Annotated in this window: 12 protein-coding genes and 1 tRNA gene; 9 read left to right on the forward strand and 4 right to left on the reverse strand. The window is 70.4% G+C overall.

Translation table 11 applies throughout. From position 1 onward, the window contains the following. Window positions 1-198 (reverse strand): hypothetical protein (locus tag E1202_RS26355; protein ID WP_132685890.1); only part of this gene is annotated, 198 nt, incomplete at its 3' end. Between the two features lie 139 nt (window positions 199-337). Here E1202_RS26355 and E1202_RS26360 point away from each other — a divergent pair. Continuing rightward, entirely contained in the window at window positions 338-3,559 is a 3,222-nt protein-coding gene (locus tag E1202_RS26360; RefSeq protein WP_132685891.1) for a glycosyltransferase, read from the forward strand. 68 nt (window positions 3,560-3,627) lie between these two features. On the opposite strand, the gene E1202_RS26365 is transcribed toward E1202_RS26360, so the two are convergent. Further along, entirely contained in the window at window positions 3,628-4,881 is a 1,254-nt protein-coding gene (locus E1202_RS26365) for a hypothetical protein (RefSeq protein ID WP_132685893.1), read from the reverse strand. Window positions 4,882-5,102: 221 nt separating this feature from the next. On the opposite strand from E1202_RS26365, the gene E1202_RS26370 reads away from it, so the two are divergent. Both E1202_RS26370 and msrA read left to right on the forward strand, forming a co-directional pair. After that, window positions 5,103-6,506, forward strand: coding sequence for an acyltransferase family protein (locus tag E1202_RS26370; RefSeq protein ID WP_235879025.1), 1,404 nt, complete (start codon window positions 5,103-5,105; stop codon window positions 6,504-6,506). A gap of 20 nt (window positions 6,507-6,526) precedes the next feature. After that, the gene (msrA, locus tag E1202_RS26375; protein ID WP_132685895.1) at window positions 6,527-7,183 is read left to right on the forward strand and encodes a peptide-methionine (S)-S-oxide reductase MsrA; all 657 of its coding nucleotides are present in this window, start codon (window positions 6,527-6,529) and stop codon (window positions 7,181-7,183) included. A gap of 139 nt (window positions 7,184-7,322) precedes the next feature. On the opposite strand, the gene E1202_RS26380 is transcribed toward msrA, so the two are convergent. Both E1202_RS26380 and E1202_RS26385 read right to left on the reverse strand, forming a co-directional pair. After that, window positions 7,323-7,395 (reverse strand) — tRNA-Gly (locus E1202_RS26380). A 103-nt stretch (window positions 7,396-7,498) separates the two neighbouring features. Further along, window positions 7,499-7,897: a PPOX class F420-dependent oxidoreductase gene (locus E1202_RS26385; protein ID WP_132685897.1), complete on the reverse strand. Its 399-nt coding sequence runs from the start codon at window positions 7,895-7,897 to the stop codon at window positions 7,499-7,501. Between the two features lie 248 nt (window positions 7,898-8,145). Between E1202_RS26385 and E1202_RS26390 the strand changes: the two genes are divergently transcribed. From E1202_RS26390 to E1202_RS26415, 6 genes are all read left to right on the forward strand, one after another. Then, the gene (locus E1202_RS26390) at window positions 8,146-8,583 is read left to right on the forward strand and encodes a DUF983 domain-containing protein (RefSeq protein ID WP_165943999.1); all 438 of its coding nucleotides are present in this window, start codon (window positions 8,146-8,148) and stop codon (window positions 8,581-8,583) included. Between the two features lie 87 nt (window positions 8,584-8,670). After that, window positions 8,671-9,522 (forward strand): Fpg/Nei family DNA glycosylase, encoded by an 852-nt coding sequence (locus E1202_RS26395; RefSeq protein WP_132685901.1) that lies wholly within the window; start codon window positions 8,671-8,673, stop codon window positions 9,520-9,522. 168 nt (window positions 9,523-9,690) lie between these two features. Then, entirely contained in the window at window positions 9,691-10,944 is a 1,254-nt protein-coding gene (locus tag E1202_RS26400) for a histidine kinase (RefSeq protein WP_132677624.1), read from the forward strand. 9 nt (window positions 10,945-10,953) lie between these two features. Continuing rightward, window positions 10,954-11,865 carry a S49 family peptidase gene (locus tag E1202_RS26405; protein ID WP_132685902.1) on the forward strand — a complete coding sequence of 304 codons (912 nt, stop codon included), beginning with the start codon at window positions 10,954-10,956 and terminating at the stop codon, window positions 11,863-11,865. A gap of 302 nt (window positions 11,866-12,167) precedes the next feature. Continuing rightward, the gene (locus E1202_RS26410; protein WP_132685904.1) at window positions 12,168-13,004 is read left to right on the forward strand and encodes a LytR/AlgR family response regulator transcription factor; all 837 of its coding nucleotides are present in this window, start codon (window positions 12,168-12,170) and stop codon (window positions 13,002-13,004) included. Between the two features lie 10 nt (window positions 13,005-13,014). Next, window positions 13,015-13,419 (forward strand): hypothetical protein, encoded by a 405-nt coding sequence (locus E1202_RS26415; RefSeq protein ID WP_132685906.1) that lies wholly within the window; start codon window positions 13,015-13,017, stop codon window positions 13,417-13,419. Window positions 13,420-13,594: the final 175 nt, after the last annotated feature.

Below are 13,594 nucleotides of genomic sequence, written 5' to 3' on the forward strand. Positions count from 1 at the left end.
GGACGGACCGGGGACGACGGGCACCGGCACGTCCGCGGACGGCCTGGGGCTGCTCGGGCTGGGCGTGCTGCCGACGCGCACGCTCTCCGGGATCTCGGGGGAGCGGGCCCCGCCGGTCAGCGCGAAGCTGATCAGCACGGCGACGATGGGCAGTGCGAGGGCCGCGAGCAGCAGGACTCCCCGGGGAACGGAACGCATGGACCCACTCTGACCTCTCGGGGACAACCGCAGGTGAAACCGGGATGAGAAGGCCCTCATGTTCCTCGCCCGAACCGGCCGCAGCACCCTGCCGAGGGGCGATAACCTGCGAGCGGATTCACAACTCGGTGAGGGGCGCATGGACGAGCGGCTGATCGACTGGACCGGGGAGCGCTGCGTTCCCTGGACCGAAGACGTGCAGGTGGTTTACGAGCACTACCACCGGTACGCCCTGGCAGCCCCCTTCGCGCGGGGCAAGCGGGTCCTCGACCTCGCCTGCGGCGAGGGCTACGGCGCCGCGCTGCTGGCCGCCGGGGGAGCCGAGGTCGTCGGCGTCGACATCGACGAGCGGACCATCGCGCACGCCCGGCACAACTACGCGGGCCGCGACGTGAGCTTCGAGGTCGGTTCGATCACCGACCCCGACCTGCTCGCCGACGCCAAGCCGTTCGACGTCGTGGTGTGCTTCGAGGCCATCGAGCACGTCTCCGACCACGCGGCGGTGCTGCGGCTGGTCCGCTCGCGGATGAAGCAGGGCGGGCTCTTCCTGTCCAGCACCCCGGACACCGCCGTCTACAGCCACGAGCACGGCAACGACAACCCGTTCCACGTCAAGGAGCTCAGCGCCCGCGAGTACGAGTCGATGCTGGAGGAGTCCTTCCGGCACGTGGCGGTGCTCAAGCAGAACGTCACCGTCGGCTCGCTGGTGGTGCCGGCCGACCACGGCGACCGCGACACCGCGATCGAAGGCGTCCGGCTGCAGACCATCGAGCGCAACCAGGCCGGCGACTGGGCGGTCAGCCAGGGCGTCCCGCACACCTACCTGCTGGGCGTGGCCTCCGACAAGCACCTGCCGAAGCTCCCCGCGGCGGCGGTGCTCACCGACGCGAAGCTGACCCTGGCCCGCGCGGGCGACACGGCGGCGCTGATCGAGCAGCGCGACGAAGCGGTCGCCGACGTGGCCAAGCTCAACGAGCTCTACCAGCGCAGCCGCGGCGAGGCCGAGGAGCTCAAGGGCGCGATCGCGCGGCTGGAGGAGCTGCGCAAGTCCGAGGAGCAGCGCGCCGACGTCCACAACCGGGAGCTCGCCGAACTCCGCGAGCAGCTGCGCGAACGCGGTCTGCAGGCGCAGCGCGACGCCGCCCGCGTGGAGTGGCTGCGCGACACCGCCGCCCGCCTCGAGGGCAAGCTCGCCGACGCCGAGAGCCGCGCGGAGCGGCTCACCGCCGAGAACGCCGAGCTGTCCGCGCAGAACTCGGCGCTGGTGCAGCGCGCGGTCGGCAAGTACCGCAAGGTCGTCGAGCGGGTCGCCCCGCGCGGCACCACCCGTCGCGACGCCTACGAGATCGCGCTGGGCCGCAAGCCCGGCGTCCCGGTGGTCGCCGAGCGGGCCGAGAACGGGCCGCTGCCGGTTCCCTTCAGCGATGCGCCGCTGGTCAGCGTGATCGTCCCGGTGCACGGCAAGTGGCCCTACACCCGCCAGTGCCTGCGGTTCCTCGGCGGTCACCTGGTGTCGGTGCCGTTCGAGGTGATCGTCGTCGACGACGCCTCACCGGACGACAGCGCCGAGAAGCTCGCCGCCTGCGAGGGCGTGCGGCTGGTGCGGGCCGAGCGCAACCTCGGGTTCATCGGCGCCTGCAACCTCGGTGCCGAGCACGCGCGCGGCGAGTACCTTTTCTTCCTCAACAACGACGCCGAGGTCACCGAGTCCTGGCTGGACGTCCTGGTCGACACCATCACCTCCGATCCGCGGATCGGGCTGGTCGGCGCCAAGCTGGTGTACCCGGACGGGCGGCTGCAGGAGTGCGGCGGCATCGTCTGGGCCGACGGCAACGGCTGGAACTACGGTCGCGGAACCGACGGCGGGGGCGCGGAGGTCAACGTGCTGCGCGACGTCGACTACTGCTCCGGCGCGGCGATCCTGGTGCGCGAGGAGCTGTTCCGCCAGGTCGGCGGCTTCGACACGAGGTTCGCGCCCGCCTACTACGAGGACACCGACCTGGCGTTCGCGATCCGCGCCGTCGGCTACCGCACCGTCGTGCAGCCCAAGGCCGTGGTGGTGCACCACGAAGGCGTCTCCAACGGCACCGACATCGGTTCCGGGGTGAAGAAGCACCAGGAGCTCAACCGGCAGGTCTTCGTCGAGAAGTGGGCGGACGTGCTGCGCGCCGAGCACCTCCCGGAGGCGTCTCCGCGCAACCTGTGGCTGGCGCGCCAGCGCGGCGCGCGCGGTCACCACGGGCCGATCGTGCTGGTCAAGGACCACCAGGTGCCGCGACCGGACTTCGACTCGGGTTCGGTGCGGATCTTCCGGGTGCTCCAGCAGCTGGTGGAGCTGGGGTACCGGGTGGTGTTCTTCCCCGCCAACCACGCGCCGCTGCAGCCCTACACCGAGAACCTGCAGCAGATCGGCGTGACGGTGCTGCCGCAGCCGGAGCTCCAGCAGGCGTTCCTGCACGAGGCCGGGCCGGAAATCTCCCTCGCGCTGCTGTCGCGTCCGCAGGTCGCGTGGAGCCTGGTCGAGGAGCTGCGCACCCGCGCACCGCAGGCCGTCATCGCCTACGACACCGTCGACGTGCACTTCCTGCGGCTGGAGCGGGAGGCCGAGCTCGCCGAGCGGCAGGGCAAGGCCGGCCGCGCGGAAGCGCTGCGCCGCAAGGCGTTCGCGTCGAAGCAGATGGAATTGGGCCTGACCAGGACCTGCGACGTGACGCTGGTGGTCTCCGAGACCGAGCGCGCGCTGCTGGGCGAGCTGGTGCCCGAGGCCGACGTGCGGGTGCTGTCCAACGTGCACGAGATCGACCACGCGCCGGTTCACCTCGAGGGACGCCGCGACGTGGTGTTCGTCGGCAGCTTCGACCACCCGCCGAACGTGGACGCGGCTCGCTGGGCTGCTCGGGAGATCATGCCGCTGGTCCGCGAGCAGTGCCCGGACGCGGTCCTGCACGTCATCGGCAGCAACCCGACCGACGAGGTCCGAGCCCTGCAGGGGCCGGGGGTCGAGGTGCACGGCTGGGTCGAGTCGCTGGAGCCGCACTACGCGCGGGCCCGCGTCACGATCGCACCGCTGCGCTTCGGCGCGGGGGTGAAGGGCAAGGTCGGCGAGAGCCTCGCGGTCGGCGTCCCGGTGGTGGGCACGTCGGTCGCGATCGAGGGCATGCACCTCAAGCCGGGGCAGGACGTCCTGGTCGCCGACGACGAGGAGTCCTTCTCCGTCGCGGTGACCCGGCTCCTCACCGAGGACGAGACCTGGTCGGCCCTCGCCGAATCGGGACGCACCGCCATCGAGGCCCAGTTCGGCCCGGCGGCGTCGCGCGCGGCCCTCGAGTCCCTCCTCACCAAGCTCGACACCACCGCCTGACGGTCCGAGCAAGAAGAACGGCCGCTCACCTCGGAGTTCGAGGGGAGCGGCCGTTCGCGTGCTGCGGGTTATCCGGTGACCGTGGGCGGCGTCTGGGTGAGCTGCTGGTCGAGGACGGCCTTGAAGGACTGCTGGGCCGCGTCCTTCTGCTCCGGCGGGCCGCTGACGTCGATGATCACCGCGTAGTTGTGCGCCACGTAGGCGGTGCGGAACGTCGCGCCCGTGGAGACCACCGAAACGCCCTGGTAGGAGAGGTCTTCCAGCTCGGAGAGGCCCTGCTGCGCGGCCAGGTACTTCTCGACGACGGTCTGGGCGGCGTTGGTGTCGGGCATCTTCAGCGCGAGCAGCGTCGTCTTCGGCTGCGCGCCTTCGGTGCCGTTGAACCAGCCCTCGACCAGGCCGTTCTGGAACGCGGTGTCGAGCACGGTCTTCGGCTGCAGCAGTCCGCCCTTGGCGCCCTGCAGGTTGGGCAGGTCCAGCAGCCCGACCCACGGGTGCGCCGGGCCGTTCGCGGCCACCAGCACCTCCTGCGTGGTCGCCGGCGGCGCCTTGGCGGCGGGCGGTGCGGGCAGCTGCGAGGTGGTCGGCGCGGGCGGCGGGGGAGCGGCGGTCTCGCCTTCGGGCCGGCCACCGCCGCTGCTGGTGAAGTAGAAGACCACCGCGACGATCACGACGACCAGCAGCACGGCACCGATGGACAGACCGGCGACCAGCTTGCCCTTGCCGGACTTGCCTGCGGACTCGAAGACCTCCGGGCCCTGCCGCATCCAGGACGCCTCGCCGGAGTCGCCGGAGCCGGGCAGGTCATCGCCCCACGGCGTGCCGGTGGTCTCCACCGGCCCCCAGCTCTGCGGGCCCTGCTGCTGAGCGGCCCACGGCGGCTGCGACTGGCCCCACTGCTGTTGCTGCTGCGGGGTGTGCGGCACGCTGACGACCTGGGTGCTGTTGGAGTCCGCGGGCGGCTGCTGCTGTTGCTGCTGGTGGAACGGGTTCGGCACGACCTGCGTGGCGTCGTCGCCACCCTGCTGCTGCGGCTGCTGCTTGGCGGCGTCGCCCCAGCTGAACGCGGGCGGGAACGGGCTCGACGGCTGCTGTTGCTGCTGGGCGGGCGGCTGCTGCTGCGGGAATCCCCCGGACGAGGGATCAGCCTGTTGTGTCTGCTCCTGCTGCGGGAACCCGTCCGGGTTCGACTGCGGTGGCCCGGTCTGACCGCCCTGCGCCCTGCCCAGCACGGTGTCCCTGCGCTGTCGGTACTCTTCGGCGGAAATTCGTCCCGCCGCGAGTTCGGCGTCGAGGTTCTGCAACTCGTCTTGCCAGGTCACCGATAGCGCCCTTTCCGGATTTCCATGAACGCCGCTGCTGCGAACGACGCCATTCTGGCACTGAGCGACAGGTTCGCGGTGCACCGGCCGAATAACGATACGGTCTGCGGTCTGGTCCGGACGGGTGTCCGGGTTGTAAAGGGTCCCGAACCCCAGAGGCCCCGGCTAGGCTACGCAGCGTTGACGTCCGAGTCGGGCGCGAGTCGATGGGGTGATCCGGGTTGAGTGTTGCGCGCGTCGTGCACGCTCGCCCTGAGTTGTTCGCCGCCCCGAACCACGGCTTCGCCTGGATCCGCATGATCGGTGCGCTGCTGGTCATCTACGGTCACAGCTCCCCGCTGGTGGGCAGCGGTGAGCTGTTCCCGCCGGAGTGGCCGGTGCAGCCCGACGAGGGCGTGCTGATGGGGTTCTTCGCGCTCAGCGGTTTTCAGATCACCGAGAGCTGGATGCGCGATCCGCACGCGCTGCGCTTCGCGGCCAAGCGGGTGCTGCGGCTGTGGCCGCCGATGCTCACGGTGTCGGTCGGCATGGCTCTGATCGTCGGCCCGATGATCACCACGCTGCCGCTCGGCGAGTACTTCCGCGCGCACGAGACCTGGGGCTACATCGTCAACAACGCGGGCCTGCTGACGCTGCGGCACGACCTGCCGGGGGTGTTCGAGGACAACCCGTGGCCGGACGCGGTCAACGGCTCGCTGTGGACGCTGCCGATGGAGCTGCTGGCCTACGGCGGACTGTTCGCGCTGCTGCTGCTGGGCACGGCCAAGAAGGACTTCCGCTGGTTGACGGTGCTCGCGCTGATCGGGCTGATCGCCTGGGACCGGCACCTGGAGCAGACCCCGGGCGCCGAGTCGGCGGGTTCGCTGCTGAGCGTCCCGGTCGAGTCGCTGGTGGCGTTCCTGGTGGCCTTCGCGCTGGGCGTGCTGCTGAACCTCTACCGGATCCCGCTGTCGCCGCTGGCCGCGGGAGCGGGCCTGGTCGTGCTGGTGGTGATGGGCAACAACATCACCGCCTCGGCGTTCATGGCCTTCGCGGTCAGCTACGCGGTGATCGTGGCCGGGCACTTCTGGCCGTCGCGGCTGACGGTTCCGGGCGTGTGGGTCAACGGCAGCTACGGCGTGTACGTCTGGGGCTTCCCGGTGCAGCAGCTGCTGGCGATGGCCGGGATCGGTGACCAGTGGCTCATGCTGCTCTGCGCCGCCCCGATCGCCTACGTCCTGGGCACCTTGTCGTGGAAGTACGTCGAGGACCCCACGATGCGGCTGCGCCACCTCTTCGACACCGCGCCTGCGAAGAAGCGCGAACCGGATCCCGACCCGGAGGACGTCCCGACCGAGAAGTCCCTGCCCCTGCCCGAACCGGCGGCTCCGAGGGCACCCGAGCGCCCGCGGCACGCGTCGCCGCGCCCGCCGGTGAGCGGTGCGCAGCGGCCCGTCGGGCCGCCGCCGGGGCGGGCGTTCCCGCCGGACCGGGGATTCCCGCGTCGCCCGCCGCCGGAGGAGTCACCGTTGTCGCGGCGGTTGTCCGGTGAGATCGACGAGCCGCCGCAGGGCAGGCACGCGCGTCGGCCGATGCCGCCGGAAGCGGGTCGCCGCGGCGATCCCAACCGGCTGGATCGCCGTTGACCACCGCGTACCCTGGAAACATGTTCGGTGCGAAGCTGAAGATGATCGACCCGTCGTCGGCGCTGCCCGGCCGTGACACGCCGATGCCGGTGGACGAGCGGCACGCGGTGTTCCCGGAACGTCGCATCGTTCCGCCGTTCCCGGAGGGCCTGGCCACCGCGGTGGTCGGCATGGGCTGCTTCTGGGGCGCGGAGCGCGTGTTCTGGCAGACCGAGGGCGTGTGGACCACGGCGGTCGGCTACGCGGGCGGCTACACGCCGAACCCCAGCTACGAAGAGGTCTGCTCCGGGCTGACCGGCCACACCGAGGCCGTCCTGGTCGTGTTCGACCCGAAGAAGATCAGCTACGCGCAGGTCCTCAAGGAGTTCTGGGAGAACCACGACCCGACCCAGGGCATGCGCCAGGGCAACGACCTCGGAACCCAGTACCGCTCGGCCATCTACTGCGTCGACGACCAGCAGAAGGCCGAAGCGGAAGCGAGCCGCGAAGCCTTCCAGCAGGCCCTGACGGCGGCGGGCAAGGGCGAGATCACCACGGAGATCGCGCTGCTCGAGAACTTCTACTACGCCGAGAGCTACCACCAGCAGTACCTCTCGGACGCCAAGAACCCCAACGGCTACTGCGGTCTCGGCGGCACCGGCGTCTCCTGCCCCGTCGGCCTCGGCGTCGAGAGCTGACCCACCTGCGCACCCCGCCGGCCCGCTGGGCGCGAGAACGGCGGGGTGCTGAAAGCGGGCGGGGAGGTCACACGCGTCCGTCCCCGAGTCGTGAAAAGGCAGTGGGGCCGAGGTTGACAACCTCGGCCCCACTGCTGCGAGCGGATGACGGGACTCGAACCCGCGACCCTCACCTTGGCAAGGTGATGCGCTACCAGCTGCGCTACATCCGCGTATTCATCGCCTCCCGGTGACTTCCGCCCCCGGTGGGCTGTTGGTGAATACTTTAGCCCACGGTTCCGAGGCCGTTCACCGGGGGTCCCCTTGCGCGTCCGATCAGCCGACCGCGCGGGTGGGGGTGAGCCGCAGCAGGACTCGGTTCTCCGAGCGCATGGCCTCGCGGTAGGACTCCCAGTTCTCGTGCTCGCCGGAGATCGAGCGGTAGTAGTCCTCCAGCAGCGGCAGGGCCTCGGGCAGTTCGACGATCTCGACGTCGGCGTCGATCTGGAACCAGCGCCCGAAGAACGCGTCCGGCAGCACGCACAGCCAGGCGCGCGGGTCGCGGCGGAGGTTGCGGACCTTGCCCGAACCGGACTTGGTGCTGATCACCACCCGGTCCTGCTCGTCGACGGTCGCCAGCACCGGTGTCATCAGCGGTGTTCCGTCGGTGCGCAGGGTTCCCAGCACCGCGCGGTGCTGGTCGCGGATCAGCTCGCGGGCCTCGTCGACGTCCATCCGGCACCTCCCGAATCAGATGTGCTCGGAGCGTAGTGGTTCAGCCGGGTTGTTTCCGGCTCGGAGGGTTGGCTCGGGCACCGGACATGATCGACAATGAGCGGGGTGTTGGTGGCCCGTTCCGTGCGTGCCGTCACCCTCCGGGCCGATGACAGGAGCGGTACCGTGGCACCACGCTCGGTGACAGGTGTGGTTCGAGTGGCGAGTTGGCGTTCGAGTGACCAGCCCGGGTGGGCGGGGAGGCGACGATGAACCGGGTGGTTCGAGGCTCCGACGGCCGGGAGTGGACGATCAGGGCGAACCTGGAGTGGTCCAACCCGATCGTGGTGGACGAGTTCGAGCACGACGTCAACGGCGGTTCGACGCCGGCGATCGTGGTGGGCGGGGCGCTCGTGGCCTTGGTGGTAGTGTTCATCGCCTGGACGCCCGCCGAGGTCATCATCCCGACCTGGCTGATCGCGGTGATCGTGTGCGCGATCCTGTTCTTCCCGATCCGCTGGGTGCTGCACCGCCCGTGGACCCTCACCGCGTCCACCCCCGGTGACGCCGACGAGAACCCGCCGGAGACCTGGGTGGGCGTCGTGCGCGGGTTCATCGAGGTGCGCACCGAGGTCTCGCAGGTGGCCCGCCACATCGAGCTGTACGCGGAGCCGGACATGAACGGCAGGCTCCAGCCGACCGAATGAGGCTCCGCGGCGGTTCCGCTCGGAGACCGGCCCCGCGCGCCGCTCCTGAACCGCCGCTCGGCTCCGCTTCTGCGGCACACTGGGGTCGTGCCCGAACTTCCCGAGGTGGAGGCGCTGGCCCAGCACCTCCGCGACCACGCCGTGGGGCGGACTGTGGCGCGCGTCAACGTCGCCTCGATGAGCGTGCTCAAGACCGCCGATCCGCCGTGGACCGCGCTGCACGGACGCGAGGTCACCGGTGCCGCCCGGCACGGCAAGTACCTCGACCTGGACTGCGGCGGCCTGCACCTCGTCTGCCACCTGGCGCGGGCCGGCTGGCTGCGCTGGTCGGACAACCTCGCGACGACCCCGCCGAAGCCCGGTCGCGGGCCGATCGCGCTGCGCGTGAACCTCGGCGGCGCGGGCTTCGACCTGACCGAGGCGGGCACCCAGAAGAGCCTCGCCGCCTGGATCGTCGACGACCCGGCCGTGGTCCCCGGGATCGCGAAGCTGGGGCCGGACGCGCTGGAGCTCGACGCCGACGGGCTGGCCGCGCTGCTGGACGGGCGGACCGAGCGGATCAAGACCGTGCTCACCGAGCAGTCCACGATCGCGGGATTCGGCAACGCCTACTCGGATGAGGTCCTGCACGCCGCCAAGCTCTCCCCGTTCGCCACGGCCGGCAGGCTCGACGCCGCGGCCGCGACCCGGCTGCACGCCTGCGTCCAGGAGATCCTCCGCGACGCGGTCGAGCGTTCGCTGAACCAGGACGCCGCGCGGCTCAAGGCGGAGAAGCGGTCGGGGATGCGGGTGCACGGCCGCACCGGTTTGCCGTGCCCGGTGTGCGGTGACACGGTTCGGGAGGTCTCCTTCGCGGACCGGTCGATGCAGTACTGCCCGACGTGCCAGACCGGTGGGAAGCAGCTGGCGGATCGCAGGATGTCCCGGCTGCTCAAATGAGTTGTCCACAGGCTGTGGACAACTGTTGGGGTTGTGCACAGGCCGCGTCTGCCGGACGGGCGAGTGAATTCCGCTGAATGGAATGGATCTGTACCGTTCACCGACGGAAACCCCGCACTGGCCGTAGCCGTCTTGATTCACAGCGTGCCGCTCGTGCAGATTGATGTTGTGGCGGAGTTGTTGACAGAGCGGACGGTCCTGACCACGCTCGCTGCGCTCGCCGTGCTGGGCATGTTCGTGCTGTTGTGCCGTGCGCGTCGGGTGAGCACTTCGGTGGAGGACGCCACGCTGGCGGCTCTGCACCGGGTGACCAGAGCGGCGCCCTACCTGCGCGAGGGCCTGAACCAGGAGTCGGCGGACAAGACCGGTCCGCATCTTCGGGAACTGCTGGCCTGCGTCGCCGTCGGCATCGTCGACGGCGACGGAACCCTGCTGACCTGGGACGGCGAGGCCAATCACCACTACGCCGACCTGCGCACCAAGATCGAGCAGGTGCTGCGCACCGGCAAGCGCGACTTCCTCGACCACGGCGACGTTGTCTGCGAGCAGCGGCCGTGCCCGATGCGGCACGCGGCCGTGGTGCCGCTGGAGGTCGAGGGCCACGTCCGCGGAGTGCTGACGGTCATCGCCGACGGCGACCGCAAGCGGCTCCTGCGCGCCGCCGCCGAGGTCGCCCACCACGTGTCGACCCAGCTCGAACTCGCCGAGCTGCAGGAGTCCAAGGAGCGCCTGGCCCAGGCCGAGGTGCGCGCGCTGCGGGCGCAGATCTCCCCGCACTTCATCTACAACGCGCTGAACACGATCTCCTCGCTGATCCGCACCGACCCGGAGCACGCGCGCGACCTGCTGCAGGAGTTCGCCGACTTCACCCGCTACTCGTTCCGCAACAGCGGCCTCTACACGACGCTGGCCGACGAGATCCGCAACATCGACCGGTACCTGACGCTGGAGAGCGCGCGGTTCGGACCGGACCGGCTCAACGTGCAGCTCAAGATCGCTCCCGAGGTGCTGCCGGTGGTGGTGCCGTTCCTGGCGCTGCAGCCGCTGGTGGAGAACGCCGTCCGGCACGGCCTGGCCAACAAGCCCGGTGGCGGGACGGTCTCGGTGACCGCCGAGGACAACGGTTCCGAGGCGCTGATCAGCGTCGACGACGACGGCATCGGGATGGACCCGGAGCTGCTGGACGCCGAGCTCGCCAACGCCCACCTCACGGGCGCGCACGTCGGTCTGGGCAACATCAACAACCGGATGCGCGCCACCTTCGGCAACGACTACGGACTGGTGGTGGAGACCGAGAAGGGCGCCGGCATGAAGGTCATCATGCGAGTGCCCAAGTTCGCCCCCGGTGTCCGGCCGGAGCCGCTGGCTCCCGTGGACGAGCCCGGCGTGGGTTTGGCCGCCGGACCCGCCGCGGGCCGGTAGCGTCGAGGTATGGACGAGAAGGCACCCCAGAAGTTCGTCGACGCGGTCACGGCCAAGCTGCCCAAGGAGCTGACCGAGCGGTTCGGCGGAAAGCTGCCCGGCATGAACGAGCGCAGCCCGGTCGTGGCGGTGGTCAAGCTGCACGGCGTCATCACGCCGCAGCCGTCGCCGATGGGGCGGCCCTCGATCTCGCTGCAGAACGTGGACTCGGCGCTCAACCGCGCGTTCTCGCACGACCGCCTCAGGGCGGTGGTGCTGTCGATCAACTCGCCGGGCGGTGCGCCCACCCAGTCCGCGCTGGTCGCGGACCGGATCCGCGGCCTGGCGGCGGAGAAGGACGTTCCGGTGATGGCCTACTGCGAGGACGTCGCCGCCTCCGGTGGGTACTGGCTGGCCTGCGCCGCCGACGAGATCTACGCGCACCAGACCTCGCTGGTCGGCTCGGTCGGCGTGGTCAGCGCCAGCTTCGGGATGACCGGCCTGCTGGACAAGCTGGGCGTCGAACGCCGGGTCTACGCCGCCGGTGAGAACAAGGTGCGGCTCGACCCGTTCCGCCCGGAGAAGGCCGAGGACGTGCAGTGGCTGCGCGGCCTGCAGGACGAGCTGCACGGGCAGTTCCGGGACTGGGTGCGCGAGCGCCGCGACGGCAAGCTGTCCGGCAGCGAGGAGGAGCTGTTCTCCGGCGAGGTCTGGACCGGCGCGAAGGCCGCCGAGTTCGGGCTGATCGACGGCGTCGGCACGCTGCGCGAGATCATCGAGCGCAAGTACCCGGACGCCCAGGTGCAGACCGTGGAGGGCCGCAAACCGCTGCTGGCACGCCTCGGGATGTCCTCGGGCGTGTCCAGAAATCCCGTGGCCAACCTGGTTTCCGGGCTCGATGCGCTCGAACACCGCGCCATGTGGGATCGTTTCGGCCTGTAGAGGCTTGTGCTTCGGGTCCCTGCCGGGGAAGACTCGGCGGGGACCCGTTTTGCGTGGTGTTGCGGACAGAGCTGATCCGGTTCGGGTACCGCTCCCTCGCTCGATCGGCCCCGCGCGTTGATCCATTCGGGCGAAAATCGGCTCCGCGGGACAGATTCTTGCCTCCGGCCCCTCGTGGAGAACCCTGGTGCTGCGCTAACAACTAGGGTTCTGCGGCCACGTTCGCGGGATCGGCGGGGAGGCCGGATGGGACATCGGGACATGGACAGTGCGCCGAAGGCGCGGCACGATATGGCGTTGCATTGAGTACACGAGAGAACCCCGGCGGGCTCGTCGTCCTCGCCGTCGATGACGAGCGGGCCGGACTTGACGAGATGAAGTTCCTGCTCGGCAGCAACCCTCGGGTCGGGCGGGTGCTGACGGCGTTCGACGCCGCCGAGGCGCTGCGCCTGCTGCGCAGCGACGACCCGGAGCTGATCGGCCGCCGCGACGACGACGAGTCCATCGTGGACGCCGTGTTCGCGGACGTCTCGATGCCGGGGTTGTCGGGGATGGAACTGGCCCGGGTGCTCACCGCGTTCCGCAACCCGCCCGCGCTGGTGTTCATCACCGGGCACGAGGAGAACGCCCTGGAGGCGTTCGAGGTCGGCGCGCTGGACTACATCATGAAGCCCGCCAACGCCGACCGCGTCGACCGCGCGCTGCGGGGCATCGAGAAGAACAAGCAGCAGTCCGGCAAGAACGGCTCCCCCCAGCCGCTCGAAGCCCCGACGCCCGAGGACGACGAGGTCATCCCGGTCGAACTCGCCGGCACCACGCGGATGATCCCGCGCAAGGAGGTCCGCTGGGTCGAGGCGCAGGGCGACTACGCGCGGCTGCACACCACCGAAGGGTCGCACCTGGTCCGGATTCCGCTGGCGCAGCTGGAGGAGCGCTGGGGCGAAGCCGGTTTCCTGCGGATCCACCGGTCGTTCCTGGTCTCGCTCGCGCTGGTCACCGAACTGCGGATGTCCTCGTCGGGCTACTCGGTGGTGCTCGGCGGCGGGCCTCCCAAGGAACTGCCCGTGTCCCGCAGGCACACCAGGGAGCTCAAGGACCGCCTGGTGAAGGCGCCGCGCGACAACTGGGGCCAGCAGTGAGCGGGAACGGATGAGCCCGGAGGGCTTCGACGTCCGCGCCCGGCTGAGCGAGTACTCGCCCCGGCCGAGGCGCAAGCGCGTCGTGCTCGCCGATCGCCGCGGACCGCACGTGCCCCGGGTCCGGGTCGAGGTCGACGAGCAGACCGGCGCGCTGGAGGGGCTGGTCAGGGACCTCGTCGAGAAGCAGCTGCGGGCGGCGCTGCTGCTGTCCGGTGTCGTCGGCGCGGTGCTGCTCGGCTTGCCGCTGGCGTTCTGGCTGGTGCCCTCCCTCGGCGACGTCGAGGTCCTCGGGCTTCGGCTGCCGTGGTTGCTCCTCGGCGTCCTGGCGTACCCGTTCCTGGTCGTCATCGGCCTGCTGTTCACCCGCAAAGCCGAGCGCAACGAAGAGGACTTCCTCGGAATGCTGGAGGAGTAGGTCCCTGATGTGCCCCTTCAGCTCAGCGGTGCGGGCGTCATCCTCGGAGGACGTCTGAGAACCCGCGCAGGTGCGAGTTGCTCGGGTGGGACGAGGTGAAGGCGACTTCGTCGCTTGCCTGACGGCTGTTTCGGTCGCGTCCGCTGCTCTGCGTAAGGTGGGTGCGACTCTGAGG

The sequence above is a fragment of the Saccharopolyspora karakumensis genome, from assembly GCF_004349225.1.
Classification (GTDB): domain Bacteria; phylum Actinomycetota; class Actinomycetes; order Mycobacteriales; family Pseudonocardiaceae; genus Saccharopolyspora; species Saccharopolyspora endophytica.